The 16,855-nt window shown below is 69.4% G+C and carries 16 protein-coding genes; 11 read left to right on the plus strand and 5 right to left on the minus strand.

Going from position 1 to position 16,855, the window contains the following annotated elements; all coding sequences use genetic code 11:
* Nucleotides 1-210: 210 nt before the first annotated feature.
* The 7 genes from ylqF (at nt 211) to ASD34_RS15895 (ending at nt 7,906) form a co-directional block, all read left to right on the plus strand.
* On the plus strand, nt 211-1,197 hold the full coding sequence (ylqF, locus tag ASD34_RS15865; RefSeq protein ID WP_056579348.1) for a ribosome biogenesis GTPase YlqF: 987 nt from the start codon (nt 211-213) through the stop codon (nt 1,195-1,197).
* Nucleotides 1,198-1,251: 54 nt separating this feature from the next.
* A complete protein-coding gene (locus ASD34_RS15870) occupies nt 1,252-1,713 on the plus strand; it encodes a Fur family transcriptional regulator (protein ID WP_056579350.1) in 462 nt (153 codons plus the stop codon).
* Nucleotides 1,714-1,817: 104 nt separating this feature from the next.
* Nucleotides 1,818-1,967, plus strand: coding sequence for a type B 50S ribosomal protein L36 (ykgO, locus tag ASD34_RS15875; protein ID WP_013542562.1), 150 nt, complete (start codon nt 1,818-1,820; stop codon nt 1,965-1,967).
* Nucleotides 1,968-2,092: 125 nt separating this feature from the next.
* Nucleotides 2,093-2,797, plus strand: a complete 705-nt coding sequence (locus ASD34_RS15880) for an ABC transporter ATP-binding protein (protein ID WP_056579352.1) — start codon at nt 2,093-2,095, stop codon at nt 2,795-2,797.
* A gap of 4 nt (nt 2,798-2,801) precedes the next feature.
* On the plus strand, nt 2,802-4,202 hold the full coding sequence (locus tag ASD34_RS15885) for an ABC transporter permease subunit (protein ID WP_056579355.1): 1,401 nt from the start codon (nt 2,802-2,804) through the stop codon (nt 4,200-4,202).
* A 15-nt stretch (nt 4,203-4,217) separates the two neighbouring features.
* Nucleotides 4,218-5,693 (plus strand): ABC transporter permease subunit, encoded by a 1,476-nt coding sequence (locus ASD34_RS15890; RefSeq protein ID WP_056579357.1) that lies wholly within the window; start codon nt 4,218-4,220, stop codon nt 5,691-5,693.
* Between the two features lie 26 nt (nt 5,694-5,719).
* Nucleotides 5,720-7,906 (plus strand): TonB-dependent receptor, encoded by a 2,187-nt coding sequence (locus ASD34_RS15895; RefSeq protein ID WP_056579359.1) that lies wholly within the window; start codon nt 5,720-5,722, stop codon nt 7,904-7,906.
* A gap of 24 nt (nt 7,907-7,930) precedes the next feature.
* Here ASD34_RS15895 and ASD34_RS15900 read toward each other — a convergent pair whose 3' ends face one another.
* Nucleotides 7,931-9,559, minus strand: a complete 1,629-nt coding sequence (locus tag ASD34_RS15900; RefSeq protein ID WP_056579361.1) for a DUF4139 domain-containing protein — start codon at nt 9,557-9,559, stop codon at nt 7,931-7,933.
* Between the two features lie 239 nt (nt 9,560-9,798).
* On the opposite strand from ASD34_RS15900, the gene ASD34_RS15905 reads away from it, so the two are divergent.
* Nucleotides 9,799-10,245 (plus strand): PaaI family thioesterase, encoded by a 447-nt coding sequence (locus tag ASD34_RS15905; RefSeq protein WP_056579363.1) that lies wholly within the window; start codon nt 9,799-9,801, stop codon nt 10,243-10,245.
* Here ASD34_RS15905 and ASD34_RS15910 read toward each other — a convergent pair.
* Nucleotides 10,163-11,422 (minus strand): acyltransferase family protein, encoded by a 1,260-nt coding sequence (locus ASD34_RS15910; RefSeq protein ID WP_056579365.1) that lies wholly within the window; start codon nt 11,420-11,422, stop codon nt 10,163-10,165. The genes ASD34_RS15905 and ASD34_RS15910 overlap by 83 nt on opposite strands.
* 145 nt (nt 11,423-11,567) lie before the next feature.
* Between ASD34_RS15910 and ASD34_RS15915 the strand changes: the two genes are divergently transcribed.
* From ASD34_RS15915 to ASD34_RS15925, 3 genes are all read left to right on the plus strand, one after another.
* Complete coding sequence (locus ASD34_RS15915) at nt 11,568-12,509, plus strand: LytTR family DNA-binding domain-containing protein (protein WP_056579367.1); 942 nt, start codon at nt 11,568-11,570, stop codon at nt 12,507-12,509.
* 173 nt (nt 12,510-12,682) lie between these two features.
* Nucleotides 12,683-13,885 (plus strand): ammonium transporter, encoded by a 1,203-nt coding sequence (locus ASD34_RS15920; protein WP_056579370.1) that lies wholly within the window; start codon nt 12,683-12,685, stop codon nt 13,883-13,885.
* Nucleotides 13,886-13,998: 113 nt separating this feature from the next.
* A complete protein-coding gene (locus tag ASD34_RS15925; RefSeq protein WP_056579371.1) occupies nt 13,999-14,934 on the plus strand; it encodes a succinylglutamate desuccinylase/aspartoacylase domain-containing protein in 936 nt (311 codons plus the stop codon).
* An 18-nt stretch (nt 14,935-14,952) separates the two neighbouring features.
* Here the strand turns inward: ASD34_RS15925 and ASD34_RS15930 are convergent, their stop codons facing one another.
* From ASD34_RS15930 to ASD34_RS15940, 3 genes are read right to left on the minus strand one after another with little or no spacing between them, the layout of a single operon-like run.
* Nucleotides 14,953-15,282 (minus strand): hypothetical protein, encoded by a 330-nt coding sequence (locus tag ASD34_RS15930; protein WP_056579374.1) that lies wholly within the window; start codon nt 15,280-15,282, stop codon nt 14,953-14,955.
* Nucleotides 15,283-15,304: 22 nt separating this feature from the next.
* Nucleotides 15,305-16,207: a M23 family metallopeptidase gene (locus ASD34_RS15935; RefSeq protein ID WP_056582407.1), complete on the minus strand. Its 903-nt coding sequence runs from the start codon at nt 16,205-16,207 to the stop codon at nt 15,305-15,307.
* A 37-nt stretch (nt 16,208-16,244) separates the two neighbouring features.
* Nucleotides 16,245-16,808, minus strand: a complete 564-nt coding sequence (locus ASD34_RS15940) for a pseudouridine synthase (RefSeq protein WP_056579375.1) — start codon at nt 16,806-16,808, stop codon at nt 16,245-16,247.
* Nucleotides 16,809-16,855 lie beyond the last annotated feature (47 nt).

Here is a 16,855-nt window from a genome sequence, read left to right on the forward strand (position 1 = left end):
AATCTCCCTTGTTGTGACTTCTTGAAACAGCTGCGTGGCGCAGCGCGCGGATTCTAGGGGTGATCCAGGCGCCCCCAGCCGGTGAATACGCCAGTTGTTGCTATCAAAAGCGCAGCAACGAGAAATCGGTCCGCTTCCCGGTTCACAATGCGCACCCGGCCTGCGAGGCCGGCCCCCTTCCAGACAGCGCGAAAGAAAGAGCATCCATCGATGGCGATCCAGTGGTTCCCCGGTCACATGTATTCGACCCAGAAGGCCATCACCGAGCGGGTGAAGGACATCGACGTGGTGATCGAACTGCTCGACGCGCGCCTGCCCGGCTCCAGCGCCAACCCGATGCTGGCCGAGCTCACGGCCGGGCGGCCCACGCTCAAGGTGCTCAACAAGCAGGACCTGGCCGACCCCGCACGCACCGAGGCCTGGCTGGCGCACTACAACGCGCTGCCCGACACCCGCGCCATTGCGCTCGACGCCAGCCTGACCATGCCCGCGCAGCGCATCGTGCGCGCCTGCCACGAGCTGTCGCCCCACCGCGGTGGCATGGCCAAGCCGATGCGCGTGCTGATCTGCGGCATTCCGAACGTGGGCAAGTCCACCCTCATCAACACGCTCACGGGCGGGCGCAAGGCCAAGACCGGCGACGAGGCCGGCATCACCAAGCTCGAACAGCGCATCACGCTGGCCGATGACTTCTACCTGTGGGACACGCCCGGCATGCTGTGGCCGCGCATCATCGTGCCCAAGAGCGGCTACAACCTCGCGGCAAGCGGCGCGGTGGGACGCAACGCTTTCGATGAAGAAGAAGTGGCGCTGGAGCTGCTCGACTACCTCAAGTCGAACTACGCCGAGGGCCTCGTCGCGCGCTTCAAGCTCACCGAACTCGACGCGGCCACGCTGGCCGAGATGAAAGACGAGGACGTGCTCGACACCATCGGCCGCAAGCGCGGCGCGCTGCTGGGCAAGGGCAAGGTCAACCTGCAGAAGGCAGCTGAAATCGTGATGCACGAGTTCCGCGCCGGCAACCTGGGGCGCATCACGCTCGAGACGCCCGAAGAATTCGCGCAATGGCTGGCCGCCGGTCAGCGCGCCGACGCCGAGCGCGCCGCGAAGAAGGCGGCGCGGGGCAAGAAGGGCAAGCAAAAGCCCGCAACGCCAGAGGCCACGGACGCAGACAGCAACCCCACGGCGCGCGAGTGAAGGTCTTGCGCGCGGCGCGCTGAGCGCCGCGCGGGCCGCACCTATCATCGAAACATGCAACGTCTCACGCGCCAGCGCAACGCCGTTTTCTCCGCCTTCAGCGACGCCGGTCGCGTGCTGACCGCTCCCCAAATCCTTGAACACGCCCGGGCCATCGTGCCCGAGATCAGCCTGTCGACGGTGTACCGCCAGGTCTCGCTGCTGCTGGCCGACGGCGAGATCGCCAAGGTCGAGCTGCCCGGTGAACCGGCGCGCTACGAAGTGGCCTGCAAGACCGATTCGCACGACCACCCTTCGCACGAGGCAGGCGAGGGCGGCCAGGCAGGGCACCACCATCACTACTTTCATTGTTCGCACTGCGGGCAGGTGTTCCTGCTGCACGCCTGCCCGGGGCCGATGCATGACCTGGCCCCCAAGGGCTTCCAGGTGACGCACCACGAAGTCACGCTGCATGGCCTGTGCGCAGCCTGCGTCGAGGCCGGTGCGAAAGCGCCCAAGGCGCACCCGCCGCACTGACGGCAGTGCGACCCCGGAGGGCCGGGGAAGGTTGACAAAGTTATTGAGAATGAATTCGCAATAACGTATATTCGCGTGTCCGAACGAACTCCCTGGTCACGTCCATGCAAGTCCTGTCCTCGCTCAAAGAAGCCAAGAAGCGCCACCGCGATTGCCAGGTGGTGACGCGGCGCGGCCGCACGTACGTCATCTGCAAGTCCAACCCGCGCTTCAAGGCGCGGCAGGGCGGCGCGAAAAACAAGAACAAGCGCTGAGCATTCGGCGGCTCTGTCGCCGTCGCCTTCATTCCCCATTCGATGACCGCATCGGCGTGCCCACGCCGGGGCGTGCCTGCGCGCGTCTTTCCTTTCCTTCTTCCTTCCATCGGAATCCCTCCGCCATGCTCCGAGCCTCCGGCCTCACCAAACGCTACGGCGCGCACACCGCGCTCGACCGCCTCGACCTCGACATCCGCGGCGGCGATATCTACTGCCTGCTGGGCGCCAACGGCGCAGGCAAGACGACGACCATCAACCTGTTCCTGAACTTCATCGCACCGACCGACGGCACGGTGCAGATCAACGGCACCGACGTCACGCGCCATCCCGTCGCGACCAAGCAGGACGTGGCGTACATCCCCGAGCAGGTCACGCTGTACGGCACGCTCTCGGGCCTGGAAAACCTGCGCTTCTTCGCCGGCCTGGCGCTGGGCCACGAACTGCCGCGCGAACGCCTGCTCGCGCTGATGACCGAGGTGGGGCTGGACCACGCCGCCGCCGACAAGCGCGTCAGCATGTACTCGAAGGGCATGCGCCAGAAGGTGTGGATCGCGGTGGCGCTGGCCAAGCAGGCCAAGGCGCTGCTGCTCGACGAGCCCACCTCGGGGCTCGACCCGCATGCCGCGGCCGAGTTCTCCGACCTGCTGCGCCGCGCGGCCGACCGCGGCGTGGCCGTGCTCACCACCACGCACGACCTGTTCCATGCGCAGCAGACCGCCACGCGCGTCGGGATCATGAAGCGCGGCCGGCTGGTCGAGAGCCTCGACGGCGCGCAGATCGGCCAGACCGACCTGCAGTCCCTCTACCTGCAACACATGAGGGCATGACCCGATGACGATGCGCTGGATCGCCCGACGCGAATTCACCGAACGCCTGCGCGACGGCCGCCTGTACTGGGCCGGCGGGCTCGTGGCCGTGTTGCTCTTCACCGCGCTGGCCGTCGGCTGGGCGCACCAGCGCGGCGCGCATGCCGAGCAGGTCGCCGCGCAGGCCATGGACTACCGCGACTGGCTGCACCAGGACAAGCGCCACCCGCACGACGCCGCGCACCAGGGCATGCATGCCTTCAAGCCCGAGCCGCCGCTGTCGATGGTCGATGCGGGCATCAACCCCTACATCGGCAGCACCGTGTGGCTGCAGGCGCACCGCCAGAGCGAGGTCAAGTTCAATGCCGCACAAGACGCGACCGGCCTGCAGCGCTTCGGCAACCTGTCGGTGGGCTGGATCCTGCAGGTGCTCGGCCCGCTGCTGGTGATCGTGCTGGGCTTCAACGCCTTCGCGGGCGAGCGCGAGCAGGGCATCCTGCGCCAGACGCTGAGCCTGGGCGTGGCGCCGCTGCGCCTGCTGGCCGGCAAGGCGCTGGCGCTGTCGGCCTTGCTCGCGGTGCTGCTGGTGCCGGCGGCGCTCGTGGCAGTCGTTGCCGTGGCGGTGGGGGCGGAGCCGGGCGGGCGCATCGATGCGTTGCTGCGCCTGGGCGCGTGGTCGCTGGGCTACGCGGTGTACCTGGGCATCTTCGTGTGCCTGGTGCTGGGTGTGTCGGCGCTGTCGTCCACCTCGCGCATGGCGATCACCGTGCTGCTCGCGTTGTGGATCGGGCAGGCCGTGATGGCGCCGCGCGTGCTCTCCGAACTCTCGCGCACGTGGTTCCCGAGCCCGACGCGGCTCGAGTTCAACCAGGCGCTGGGCGCGGAACTCAAGGCCGTGTCGAACCAGGTCTGGCAGCAGAACTTCGGCACCACCGAGCGCTGGGGGCGCGACGTGCCGCTGAGCAAGTGGGGCATTGCGCTGCGCCTGGACGACCAGGCCTCGTACCCCGTGTACGACCGCCACTACGGCCGCCTGTGGGACACCTGGGAACAGCAGCAGAAAGTGCAGGAGTGGAGCGGCCTGCTGCTGCCGCTGCTCGCGGTGCGCAGCTTCTCGATGGGCATGGCGGGCACGGACTTCTCGCACCACCGGCGCTTCACCACGGCGGCCGAGCAGCACCGCCGCCACATCCAGGACCTGATGAGCAAGGACCTCGTCGCGCATGCCGATCCGCTCGGTGACCGTCACTTCTCTTACCAGGCCACGGCCGAGCTCTGGGCCACCGTGCCGCCCTTCGACTACCACCCGCCCGGTGCGGGATGGGCGCTGCGGCACCAGGCGCGCAGCTTCATCGTGCTGTGCGTGGGCCTGCTGCTCGCGGCGGCGTTCGCGGCCTTCGCCACCTTGCGCCAGCGCGCGCTCTGAGAGGGGATGCCACCCATGTCCATCCCTCCTCCCCAAGGCCGCCGCCTGCTGGCCGTGATGCGCCAGGAAGTCCGTTTGATGCTTGCCGAGCGCGGCCTGTGGGTCGTCGGCGCGTTGTTCCTCCTGCTCGTGGCCTATGCGCTGGGCAACGGCCTTTTGCAGACCGCCCAGCGCGACCGCGCGCAGGCAGCCGTCGCGCAGGCCGATCGCGACACCCGCACCGCGCAACGCACCTTGCTCGAAGCCATCGGGGTCGGCACCGCGCAGCCCACGCCCTTTGAAAACCCGGCCGACCCCTCGCGCATGGCGAGCAGCTACGGCGGGCAGCACGTGCTGCTGCCGACTGCGCCGCTGGGCCCGGTCGCGCTGGGGCAGAGCGACCTGTTCCCGAGCCAGTACCAGGTCACGAACCAGAGCCGCGTGGTGTTCATGAATCCGAGCGACATCGAGAACCCGTGGCACCTGCTGAGCGGGCATTTCGACCTGGCCTTCGTCATCGTCTACCTGCTGCCGCTGCTGATCTTTGCGCTCAGCTACAACCTGCTGTCGGCGGAGCGCGAGAACGGCACCTTGCGCCTGCTGCTGTCGCAACCGCTGCGGCTGCGCACGCTGCTCGCGGGCAAGCTCACGGTGCGCGCAGCCGTGCTGCTGGGGCCGGCGGTGCTGCTGCCGGTGGCGGTGCTGTGGATCGCGCGCCATGCGGGGCTCACGGCGGGCGGCGCGGGCAGCGCCACGCTGTGGTGGGCGTTGCTGGTCGGCGCCTACGCGCTGTTCTGGTTCGCGCTGGTGGTGGCGGTGAACGCCTTCGGCGCCTCGTCGGCTACGAACGCGATGGTGCTTGTCATCGCCTGGGTGCTGCTGGTGCTGGTGGCGCCCGTGCTGCTCAACCTGGCCGTCACGCAGGCGAGTCCTGCGCCCTCGCGTACCGAGCTCGCCACGCGCCAGCGCGTGGTCACGGCCGAGGCGATGAAGCGCCACCAGGACCTGCTGGGCACCGAGTACCAGCACGTCGGGCAGGGCGCGATCCTCGTGCCGCGCGACGGCAAGATCGAGATCGCCGGCCGCTCGCTGGCCAACTACCGCATCCAGCGCGAGGTCGACGAAGCGATCCGCCCCGCGCTCGCGCGCTTCGATGCACAGCAGGCGCAACAGCAGGCGCTTCTGGGCCGCTTCGGCGCGGTGTCGCCGGCGGCCGTGGCCTACGAAGGCATGACCGCGCTGGCCGGCAACGGCGCGCGCCGCCATGCGCGCTTCGACGCGCAGACCGTGGCGCACCACGAGGCCTGGAAGGCCTTCTTCTTCCCGCGCATCGACGCGCGCGATGCGCTCGTGCCGGCCGACTTCGACCGCATGCCCACCTTCGCCTGGCACGAGGAACCCGCCGACCTCGTGCGTGGGCAGGCCGCACTGGCCGTGCTGCAACTGCTGGTGCCGAGCCTGCTGCTGCTCGGCCTCGCGGCCTGGCGGCTTCGGCGCTTCTCGGTGGCTTGACGCTTTCTTCATTTCTTCTACGCACCATGACCCCGTTCACCCGCACCGCCGCCGCGCTGGCCGCGCTCACCGTCTTCCAGGTCGCATCCGCACAAGACAGCAGCAACGCCGAACTCGGCACCGTCACCATCGAAGGCAGCCGCGACGCGAACAGCCTGCACTTCGACGACACGAGCGGCACGGCCTCGCGCCTGGGCCTGTCGGTGCGCGAGACGCCGGCCTCGGTCGAGATCCTGTCGCAGGACGCGATCGCGCAGCGCGGCGCGCGCACGTTCAGCGAAGCGTTGCGCGGCATGGCGGGCCTGTCGGGCGGCGGCCCGCCGTCGTCGCCGACCACGCTGTCGCTGCGCGGCTTCACCAGCCTCATGTACCTGTACGACGGCGTGCGCAGCTCGGGCGCGGGCGTCACCAACCGCGTGCAGGACACCTGGAACTACGAGCGCATCGAAGTGCTCAAGGGCCCGGCCTCGGTGCTCGACGGCGAGGGCGCTATCGGCGGCATCGTCAACTTCGTGACCAAGCGGCCCGACCGCAGCAACCCGCACAAGGAGGCGTTGCTCTCGTACGGAAGCTATGGTTCCACGCGCGCGGCCTTCGGCTTCGGCGGCGCGCTGGACGAGGCCAGCGCCTACCGGCTCGACTACAGCCGCAACGACACGAAGGTGGGCACCATCGACCGCAACGGCGAGCGCATCGACCACTTCACGAGCGGCCTCTTGGTGGACCTGGGCGGCTCGGTGAAGCTGGACCTGTCGTTCGACTACCTGCGCGACGACAACGACGCCTACTGGGGCACGCCGCTCGTGCCGCGCAGCTTCGCCACGCAGCCGACGAACGTGGTCAGCACGCCCGACGGCCGCGTGATCGACCGGCGCATGGCGCGCACCAACTACAACGTCCACGACGACGAGAACTCTTCAGAAACCTACTGGCTGCGCGCACGCCTGACGGGGCAGGCGGGCGGCGGCTGGTCGTGGCGCAACGAGTTCTCGGCCAACCAATCGAAGCGCATGTTCCGCAATTCCGAAAGCGCGACCTTCGTGCCGCCCGCCAGCATCGCGCGCGACCAGACGCTCATCACGCACGACCAGGACTTCTGGCTCGACCGCTTCGACGCCACGCACAAGGGAAAGATCGCTGGCCTGGACAACCGCTTCGTCGTCGGCGGCGAGTACAGCGAAACACGCTTCGGCAGCCAGCGCCGCTTTTCCAACAGCAGCCCCGCCACCGCCGCGCAGCTGCGCGTGCCCGTGTTCGACCCGTACACCGGCTACTTCGACGACAACCCCGCGCTGACCACCGGCGCGGGCAACCGCGCCGACACCTTCTCGCGCGTGAAGGTCACCTCGGTCTTCGTGGAAGACGCGCTCAAGCCGATGCGCGACCTCACGCTGGTCGGCGGCCTGCGCCACGACCGCACCGAGGTCGACCGCCGCATCTGGGACCTGAACGCAGGCAGTGTCTCGCGCTTCGGTGCGAGCTACCGCGCCACCTCGGGGCGCCTCGGCGCGGTGTACGACCTGTCGCCGCAATCGAGTGTCTACGCGCAGTACACCAACGCCACGCTGCCGGTGGGTTCGCTCTTCCTTCTGTCGGCTTCCAACGCGGCGTTTCCGATGTCGCGCGGCAAGCAGGCCGAGGTGGGCTTCAAGCAGAGCCTGCCCGCGGCCAACCTGGAGTGGACCGCCGCGCTGTACAAGATCGAACTCGACAACGTGCTCTCGCGCGACCCGAACAACGCCGCCACCACCGTGAACAACGGCCGCCAGTCGTCGCGCGGCCTCGAGCTGTCGGCCGTGTGGAGGCCCACGCGCGAATGGACGCTGGCGGGCAACCTGGCGGCACTCGATGCGCGCTTCGACACGCTGGTCGAAGCCGGCAACGTCTCGCGCGTGGGCAAGACCCCGCCGAACGTGCCCGAGCGCATGGCCAATGTCTTCGCCACCTACCGGCCCGACGGCTCGAAGTTCGAGTACTTCGCCTCGCTCAATCACACCGGGCCGATGTACACCGACAACGCCAACCAGATCCGCATCAACGGCTTCACCACGGTCGACGCGGCCGTGAGCTACCGCCTGAAGAACGCGCTGCTGAGCTTTCGCGTGCGCAACCTGACGGACCGGCTCTACGCCACCTGGACCGGCCGCGCCCCGAGCCAGGTGCTGCTGGCACCGCGGCGGACCTTCGAGGTGTCGGCGAAGTTCGATTTCTAACGACGACGCCGCTGCGGTGCGCGCTCAGCGCATCTGCAGCCGGGCGTCCTTCGGATAGCCGATCGTGTAGTCCGCCGACACGCGCGCCGTCTGCCCCGCGTCCAGGTCGAAGCGCCACATCGCCAGCCCCGGCTGCTTGTTCCACGCCTGCTCGGCCGGCTGCGGCGAGAAGCGCGTGGTCACGCGCACCTGCTCGTCGACCGACACCGGCGCGGCCTCCAGCACCTGCACCGCGATCGGCGTGCGGTGGCGGTTCTCGACCACGTAGGCGCGCTGCACCTGGCGCTCGGCGCGCGAACCGGCGAAGCCGCCCGAGCCCTGGTTGTCGCGCTCCGGCTCGACCTGCACGCGCACCAGTTCGTCGCGGCCGAACGAGAGCGTGAGCTTCGCGTCGCTCGGCGCGTTCCAGCGGCCCTGGCCGACGAAGTTGCCGTCGCGGTACAGCTGCATCGGGCCGGTCGGCCAGACGCCCGAGGGCTGCGCCATCTCGGCGACCAGGAAGGCGCTCGGGTCCACGCGCGGGCTGGTGCGCGCGGCGAGCTGCGCCGTGTCTTCATGCTGGCCCAGTGCCAGGGTCACGCGCTGTCCGTTGGAAGGCACGTCGATGCTTTGCGGCACGGCGAATTCGGTGGCGAAGCTGTTGTCGAACACGCTCACGTCGAACAGCGGCTCGCGTGCGCGCTCCATGGCCATCTTGCGGTCGGCGGCAATGGGCGAGGGGGCGGCGGCCATCGGCGCGGCCATGTACGCCGACTCGGCGTTCGCGCGCGGCGGCGGCTCGATGCCGATGCGCCACGCGCCCGGCGTGCGCCCCGTGGTCTCGCGGCGCGGCTGGCCAGTGGACAGCACCAGCTTCACGCCGCGCCAGTCCTCGCCCGTGGCTTGCGCCACCAGCGCCTGGCGCTCGATGCGCACCTTGCGCGTCGTGGTGTCGAGCAGCGCGCGGTAGCTCGGCGTCCAGCCCGGGCCGGCGACCTGGTAGCTGAGCTTCACGTCGGCGTCGGCACTCGCGGCCAGCGTGACGGTGACGGCCCTCACCTGCGCGCCCTGGCCCTGCGTGCGGCCACGTTCGGCCAGCAGTGGCTTGAGTTGGCGGTCGAGGTCGGTCTGCTGGCGCTGGATCTGGTGCTGCTTGAGCAGCGCGTCCTGGCCCGAGCGGCGCATCGCCTCGGTCATGGCCGCGAGGTTGCGCGCGTCCGTCGGCGCACGCGCGCCGGGGCCCGACTCGCCGCCCGACAGCCCCTTGAGATACCCCGTGACCATGCCCAGCGCATCGGTCTCGGCCTGCAGCGCGGCCTTCTGGTCTTCGAGCTCGCGGATGCGGCCGTCGAGCGCGCTGGTCGCGCAGTGGGCCGAGAGCTCGCGCGCCTCGCTGAGCACCGAGGTCTCGCCCACGCGCACCGCCGCGCCGGCCGACACCTGCAGGCTCTGCACGTCGAGCCCGGCCGGCAGGCAGGCGAAGGTGACCGAGCGGCTGCCCGCCGCGACGCGCGCCACGCGCTCCACCGTGGCGCTGCCGGGGTAGACCTTGACCTGGGTGATGCGCGAGGCATCGGCCTGCAGCTGCGCGTGGGCGCCAGCGCCCGCGGTCAGCCAGAAAGCGGCGAGGGCTGTGGCGCGCAGGAGGGGACGGGCGGTGAACGGTATGTGCATGGAAAGCCTTCCGGAAGAAAGTCGGTGACGAATCTCCGCTTCTACGGACCAGGCAGGCGAACGGGGTTAAGGCGTTGCGAAGTTTTTTTCATGACGCCGATGTGACGCGGGTGCGCTGCTGTCGCGCAGGCATCTGCCGGCGGCGAACCGGTCTCCCAAGAGACGGTGCGCGGCGGCTCCGCTTCCTAGAGTGGGTCTCGCCTTCCATCCATTGATTCACCCTGAAAGGACACCCCCCCATGCTCGACACGATCCAGGCCATCAACCGTTCGGCCGCCTTCAATCGCTGGGCCGGCTTCGACGTCACCCAGGCCGCCGACGGGCAGGCCGAACTGCGCATGAAATGGCGCGAGGAAGACATGGGCCAGTACACCGGCTTCCTGCACGCGGGCATGATCGCCGCGCTGCTCGATACCGTGAGCGGCTTCGCGGCCGCCACCGTGGCGGGCCGCGTGCTGGCCTCGCACTTTTCGATCAACTGCATTTCGCCCGCGATAGGCGAAGCCTTCGTGGCGCGCGGGCGCGTGGTGAAGGCGGGGCGCAAGCAGGTGTTCGTCGGCGCCGAACTGTTCGCGCAACCCGAGGGCCAGGGCGAAGACAAGCTCAAGCTCGTGGCGACGGCGAACGCCATCCTGGTGCCGGTGGACGAGGCAGCGACGACGCCGAAGCCGAAGCAGGCGGCGTGACCACCGCGGGCTCGGCGTCGAACTTGCGCTTCAGCCCGAAGAGCGGCCGCAGCCAGCCGACGCGGCGGATCAGCCCATCGGTCAGCAGCCAGCAGCCGGCCATCGTCACGGCGATCAGCGCCATCGGTTCCCACACCGGACCGAGCGCGAGCGGTGCGAGCAGCGCCACGCCGGCGACGATCAGCGTCTGGTGCAGCATGTACCAGGGGTAGACCGACGCGTTGGCCCAGCGCAACCACGGCCAGGGGCGGTTCAGGTGGCGATGGCCATGGCCCAGGATCGTGGCGACCGCGAGCCACAGGTAGGCATTGCGCAGCACGTCCATCAGCAGCCCCGTGGGCGGAGCCTTGGCGCCGACGCGCAAGGCGATGAACGCGCCGATCGCCGCCACGGCCAGCAGCAGCGACATGCGGCGCAGCCGTTCGAGTTCGCGCCAGATGCCCGTGTCCACACCCATCCAGTAGCCGTAGAGGAAGACGGTGAAGTAGATGCTGTGCAGGTGGAAGTCCCACACCAGGTTGTGCGTGGCCGGAAAGTGCCGCGCCAGCAGCACCGTCCACGCCAGCAGCGGCAGTGCCGGCAGCACCAGCAGCTGCCAGCCGCGCAGCCCGTTGAAGCGCCGCCGCACCCACTGGCCGGCCGCCGAGCGCCACAGCGGCAGCGTCAGCGCGACCCCCGCCGTGTAGAGAAACAGGTAGGGCAGGTACCAGAGGTGGTTCCAGGTGATGCCGAACTCCGCCCCCGCGAACGCGCCCTTGGACCACGGTGCGCCCATCGACAGGTAGCGCAGCAGAAAGGTGCCCAAGCCCGGCGCCACCAGCCCGCGCGCCACGCCCTCGGCATACGCCTGGTAGGGCACGACCACCGCCATGCCGAAGGCCAGCGGCAGCATCAGCCGCAGGCCCCGGCCGCGCAGCAGGCCCCAGGTGCCCTGGCCGCGGCTCAGGAAGCCGAGCGACACGCCCGAGATCAGGAACACCAGGTCCATGCGCCACAGGTTCAGCACCCGCATCGGCCACGGCAGCCACTCGGCCGCGTGCGGACTCTTGAGGTGCCAGGGCCAGTCGGCCACGTAGTACATGCCCACGTGATAGAGGATGACGAGCAGGAAGGCGAGGGCGCGCAGGGCGTCGATGTCGTGGCGGCGCTGCGTCGTGGGAACGGAATCGGAGGGCATGGCGGGCTCCCGGAATGAAGAAACGGCGGTCATCGTGGCCCCCGCGCCCGCCCCCCGGGCCGTCGCGGGGACGGATCGCCCCGGATTTGTGACGAACGGTGGCCCCCGGGGATGAAATGCGGCCCCGGTTCGCGAGAATCCCCGCATGAGCGAGCCGCGCAAGAACCTCTACGAGCGCTACGAACCGATCCGGCGGTATGTCGAGGTCGGCTTCTGGATCGTGCTGATGGCGGTGCAGGCCGCGATCGGCACCGTGGTCGCGCTCATCGACGCCCGCGGCCGCGCTGTGCCGCGTGCGAACTGGGAGGTTGTGACCTGGGAGGTGTCGAGCCACGTCGCGCTGCTGGCCCTGGTGCCGGTGCTGGTGGCCGTGGAGCGCCGACTGTCGCCGCTGGCGCGCGATCACTGGGTGCGCTTTCTCGCCGGGCATCTGGTGGCCAGCGTGCTCCTGAGCCTGGCGCACGTGACGGCGATGTTCGGCCTGCGCGCCGCGGTGTACACGGCGGCCGCAGAGCCCTACGACTTCGTCGCCGCCATGGGGCGATGGGGCTACGAGTACCTGAAGGACGTGCGCGTCTACGCCACGATGGTCTTCGGCGTCTGGGCCTACCGGCTCTTCATGCTGCGGCTGCAGGGCGAGGCGCGCGTGCTCGATCCGCCGGAAGAGGGCGTGGCGCCGGTGCCCGAGGCTTTGGAGGAGAGGGAGGGAGTCGAGCCCTCGGTACAGGAACCGCCAACGCCGGTAGCGCCGCCACCGGCCCGCCCCGAGCGCTTCCTCGTGCGCAAGCTGCGCCGCGAATTCCTCATCGCCGCCACCGACATCGACTGGCTGCAGGCCGAGGGCAACTACGTCGGCCTGCACGTCAACGGCCACGACTACCTGCTGCGCGCCACGCTCACCGACTTCCTGACCCAGCTCGACCCCGCCACCTTCGTGCGCGTGCACCGCAGCCACGCGGTGAACCTGGGCCGCATCAAGGAGATCGAGCCGCTCGACGGCGGTGACGCCCGGCTGCACATGCGCGACGGCACGAGCGTGCCCTGCAGCCGGCGCTACCGAGACGCGCTGCGCGGCGGCGCCGGCTGATCGCTGCGGCCTCGCGTTCCGATCCGGTGCGCGCCCTGCGAAAACGGCCCATTCCTGGGTCGTTCTGCACCATCAAAGAGCCCTCAGGCACCATTTTTGCTTTCTTGCGCCGACGCCCCGAGCCGTTCGGGTGCGACGCACCAAATCAAACCAAAAACCTGCAAGAAGCTCTCATGGACGCACTCAAACAGGGCGCTGATGCGCTGTTCATCCTTCTCGGCGCCATCATGGTCCTGGCCATGCATGCCGGTTTTGCCTTTCTGGAACTGGGCACCGTGCGCAAGAAGAACCAGGTCAATGCGCTGGTCAAGATCCTGGTCGACTTCTCGGTGTCGACCATCGTGTACTTCCTGGTGGGCTACGGCGTGGCCTACGGCACGCATTTCTTCGTCAGCGCCACCGAACTGTCGGCAAGAAGCGGCTACGAGCTGGTGAAGTTCTTCTTCCTGCTGACCTTCGCTGCCGCCATTCCGGCCATCATCTCGGGCGGCATCGCCGAGCGCGCCAAGTTCTGGCCCCAGCTGATCGCCACGGCGGTGATCGTCGGTTTCGTCTACCCGCTGTACGAGGGCATCGCCTGGAACAAGGCTTTCGGCATCCAGGCCTGGATCGCCTCGGTCACGGGCCACGAGTTCCACGACTTCGCCGGCTCGATCGTGGTGCATGCCGTGGGCGGCTGGCTCGCGCTGCCGGCCGTGCTGCTGCTGGGCGCGCGCCGCAACCGCTACCGAGGCGACGGCTCGCTCAGCGCGCACCCGCCGTCGAACATTCCGTTCCTGGCGCTGGGCGCATGGGTGCTGTGCGTGGGCTGGTTCGGCTTCAACGTGATGAGCGCGCAGAGCATCGACAAGATCTCGGGCCTCGTCGCCGTCAACTCGCTGATGGCCATGGTCGGCGGCACGCTGGTGGCGCTGGCCATGGGCAAGAACGACCCCGGCTTTGTCTACAACGGCCCGCTCGCCGGCCTCGTGGCCGTGTGCGCCGGCTCCGACCTGATGCATCCGCTGGGCGCGCTCGTGACGGGCGGCGTGGCCGGCGCCATCTTCGTCTTCATGTTCACGCGCACCCAGAACAAATGGAAGATCGACGACGTGCTCGGCGTGTGGCCGCTGCACGGCCTGTGCGGCACCTGGGGCGGCATCGCGGCCGGCATCTTCGGCACGCAGGCGCTGGGCGGCATCGGCGGCGTGAACCTGTGGGCGCAGCTCATCGGCACCCTGATCGGCGTGGTCTGGGCGTTGATCGGCGGTGCCGTGGTGTACGGCGCGCTCAAGGCGACCATGGGGCTGCGGCTGTCGCAGGAGGAGGAATACGACGGGGCGGACCTGTCGATCCACCACATTTCGGCGACGCCGGAGCGGGAAGTGAACTGGTGAGGGCGTTGCGGCTCAGGACATGAGCCGCATCGGGGGATTTGCGGCGCACGGCACGAATTTGCCAGCTGTAGCAAACTTGCCGGCGGCCTCCGATCCCACCTGTTCACCGCCCCATGACCCAATTGCCCCCCGCCCTCGAAGTCCTCCCCCGCGACCTGTCCGCCTACCGCGAGGGCAACGTCGGCATCGACTACGTGCACCGCTTCGAGTCGGGCAAGCCCGGCCCGCACGTGCTGATCAATGCGCTGACGCACGGCAACGAGATCTGCGGCATGACCGCCGCCACGCACCTGCTCGACACCGGCGTGCGCCCGAAGATCGGCACGCTCACCATCAGCTTTGCCAATGTGGCGGCGTACGAGTCCTTCAACGAGGCGCTGCCTTTCGACAGCCGCCAGCTGGTGCACAACCTCAACCGCGTGTGGTCGCCCGAGTGGCTCGACGGCAGCGAGGACAGCCCCGAGCTGCGCCGCGCCCGCGAGCTGCGCCCGGTGGTGAGCGCGGCCGACCACATCCTCGACATCCATTCCACGAGCCAGCCGGTGATCCCGTTCTGGGTCTACCCGGCCTTCGACCGCAACGCCGAGGCCGCCATGGCCATCGGCCGCCCGTCGGTGCACCTGGTGATGCCCGACGGCCTGGGCTCCGGCACGCCGCTGATCCAGCACGGCCAGCATGGCAAGGCCGACGGCAAGGGCGTGGCACTGGTGGCCGAATGCGGCCAGCACTTCCTGCGCTCGGCCTCGGACCTGGCCACCGCCATCTCGCTCGACTTCCTGGCGCACTTCGGCCTCATCGACAAGGACCCCGCCGTGCCCGCGCCCGGCCCGCAGCGCCGCTTCGAGCTGCTGAAGACCTACGTCATCCAGTCGGAAGACTTCGCCTTCGTGCGCCCGCTGATCGGCTTCGAGACCTTTGCCCAGGGCGAACTGATCGCCACCAACGGCGACGAGGAAATCCGCGCGCTGTGCGATGACTGCACGATCTTCATGCCCGCGCAGCGCGCGATCGTGGGGCGCGAGGCGGTGTACCTGACCCGGCCGCTCTGACTCTGAGGACGGCGTCCTTCAGCAGATCAGCAGGTGCCGCGGTTTGTCCGCGGTGCTGTAGTCGGCGTGCCAGTAGTGCGGGTCGTCGCAGAGGCTGAATGCGGCTTCCTTGCCGGCGTGCCGGCCGGTGAAATGCCTGTGGAGCGTGACGTGGACCGAGCCTGCATCGGGCCAGTCGATGCCGACGTCGACCACGCGGTTGCCCGCGGCGACCTCGGCGGCGACGATCCGCTGCAGGGCGGGGTGCAAGAGGGTGTTGAGGCGGGTGAGGGCTTCGCGGCGTTCGGTGAGGGCGAACGAGGAGGCGAGGCAGGCTTCGGTGAAGAGGGGCGGCGCTTTGTCACGCATGACGGCGTTCCGGCTGGGTGCCTCAACCCGCAACGAACAACGCCGGGTCCACCATCGTCCGATTCAGCATCACGCCCCAATGCAGGTGCGGCCCCGTCACCCGCCCGGTCGCGCCCACGGCGGCCAGCGTGTCGCCGACTTTCAGCACGTCGCCCACCTTCACGTCCCAGCGGCTCAGGTGGCAGTACATCGTCAACAGGCCGCCGCCGTGGTCGAGCCAGACGGTGCCGCCGTTGAAGAAGTAGTCGCCGGTGTCGATCACCTTGCCGGCCAGCGGGGCGCGCACGGGCGTGCCGGTGCCGGCGGCAATGTCCATGCCGCTGTGCGGGTTGCGCGACTGGCCGTTGAACACGCGGCGCAGGCCGAACGAGCTGGAGCGGCGGCCGGGCACGGGCACGCGCATCTGCAGCGCGGCGTCGGGGCGCAGGTCGGTGAGCGTGGCCATCACGCCGGTCAGGTGGTCGCGCTCCTTCGTGTAGCGGGCCTCGTCTTCGGGCGACAGGTCGACCGTGCGCGGCGCCACTGTCAGGCGTTGTTCGCGGTACTGCTTCGGGGCGACGGTATAGGCGATCTGGCGCTCGGGCTTGCCCTCTGCGCGCACGCTGATGCTGGCCTCGCCGGGGGCGGTGGCGAGCGGAATGCCGACGAGCGCGGTCCATTCGATCGGATCGCCGAGCACCAGCAGGCGCACGTCGCCGGCGAAGGCCTGGGGGCGCTTGGCCGCGGGGCCGAGCGACAGGCGGGCGACGCCGCCGGGCACCAGCGAGGCGTGCGGCCAGACGTCGGGCGCTTGCGGCTTGCTGTTTTTCTTGGCCGGTGCCGCGGCCCCGGCCGGCAGGGCCAGCAAACCGAGCGCGCCGAGCACGGCGCTGCGACGGTTCAATGCCGCAAAGGGAGCGTCGGAGAAAGGGAGGTTCGTGGGCATGGACAGAATTCGAATGAAGAGTTGGTTGTGCAACGGCTCAGCCGTCGCGCTGTGCCTGCCAGGTTCCGGGTGCCAGCCCGTCGAGCGTGTAGGGCCCGATGGCGGCGCGGATGAGGCGCAGCGTTGGCAGCCCCACGGCCGCCGTCATGCGCCGCACTTGGCGGTTGCGGCCTTCGCTGATTGCCAGCTCCAGCCACGCGGTAGGAATGAGCTTGCGCTCGCGGATGGGGGGCTCGCGATGCCACACGGCGGGCGGTGGGTCGAGCAGGCGCGCCCGTGCGGGACGCGTGGGCCCGTCGTTGAGCTGCACGCCGTTGCGCAGCGCCGCCAGCGCTTCGTCGGTCGGCACGCCCTCCACCTGCACCCAGTAGGTCTTCTCCATCTTGAAGCGCGGATCGGCGATGCGCGCCTGCAGCTTGCCGTCGTCGGTGAGCAGCAGCAGGCCTTCGCTGTCGGCATCCAGGCGGCCGGCAACGTAAACACCGGGAAGGTCGATGAAGTCCTTCAGCCCGCGCCAACGGCCCTCGGGTGTGAACTGGCTGAGGACGCCGTAGGGTTTGTTGAAGCGGATCAGGCGGGAAGAAGGGCTCGGGGCGTTCATGAACCGACAGGATAGCCGGGGTCTGCAAGCGGCCGGCGCATGAAAAA

This window comes from Variovorax sp. Root473 (assembly GCF_001426505.1).
In the GTDB taxonomy this organism is placed as follows: Bacteria; Pseudomonadota; Gammaproteobacteria; order Burkholderiales; family Burkholderiaceae_C; genus Variovorax.

Bases quoted from the DNA above. Each gene is read 5' to 3' on its own strand.
- ASD34_RS15930 (WP_056579374.1), bottom strand. From the start codon at position 15,282: ATGCGTGACAAAGCGCCGCCCCTCTTCACCGAAGCCTGCCTCGCCTCC.
- ykgO (WP_013542562.1), top strand. From the start codon at position 1,818: ATGCAAGTCCTGTCCTCGCTCAAAGAAGCCAAGAAGCGCCACCGCGAT.
- ASD34_RS15870 (WP_056579350.1), top strand. From the start codon at position 1,252: ATGCAACGTCTCACGCGCCAGCGCAACGCCGTTTTCTCCGCCTTCAGC.
- ASD34_RS15905 (WP_056579363.1), top strand. From the start codon at position 9,799: ATGCTCGACACGATCCAGGCCATCAACCGTTCGGCCGCCTTCAATCGC.
- ASD34_RS15900 (WP_056579361.1), bottom strand. From the start codon at position 9,559: ATGCACATACCGTTCACCGCCCGTCCCCTCCTGCGCGCCACAGCCCTC.
- ASD34_RS15915 (WP_056579367.1), top strand. From the start codon at position 11,568: ATGAGCGAGCCGCGCAAGAACCTCTACGAGCGCTACGAACCGATCCGG.
- ASD34_RS15940 (WP_056579375.1), bottom strand. From the start codon at position 16,808: ATGAACGCCCCGAGCCCTTCTTCCCGCCTGATCCGCTTCAACAAACCC.
- ASD34_RS15895 (WP_056579359.1), top strand. From the start codon at position 5,720: ATGACCCCGTTCACCCGCACCGCCGCCGCGCTGGCCGCGCTCACCGTC.
- ASD34_RS15880 (WP_056579352.1), top strand. From the start codon at position 2,093: ATGCTCCGAGCCTCCGGCCTCACCAAACGCTACGGCGCGCACACCGCG.
- ASD34_RS15925 (WP_056579371.1), top strand. From the start codon at position 13,999: ATGACCCAATTGCCCCCCGCCCTCGAAGTCCTCCCCCGCGACCTGTCC.
- ASD34_RS15910 (WP_056579365.1), bottom strand. From the start codon at position 11,422: ATGCCCTCCGATTCCGTTCCCACGACGCAGCGCCGCCACGACATCGAC.
- ASD34_RS15935 (WP_056582407.1), bottom strand. From the start codon at position 16,207: ATGCCCACGAACCTCCCTTTCTCCGACGCTCCCTTTGCGGCATTGAAC.
- ASD34_RS15920 (WP_056579370.1), top strand. From the start codon at position 12,683: ATGGACGCACTCAAACAGGGCGCTGATGCGCTGTTCATCCTTCTCGGC.
- ASD34_RS15885 (WP_056579355.1), top strand. From the start codon at position 2,802: ATGACGATGCGCTGGATCGCCCGACGCGAATTCACCGAACGCCTGCGC.
- ylqF (WP_056579348.1), top strand. From the start codon at position 211: ATGGCGATCCAGTGGTTCCCCGGTCACATGTATTCGACCCAGAAGGCC.
- ASD34_RS15890 (WP_056579357.1), top strand. From the start codon at position 4,218: ATGTCCATCCCTCCTCCCCAAGGCCGCCGCCTGCTGGCCGTGATGCGC.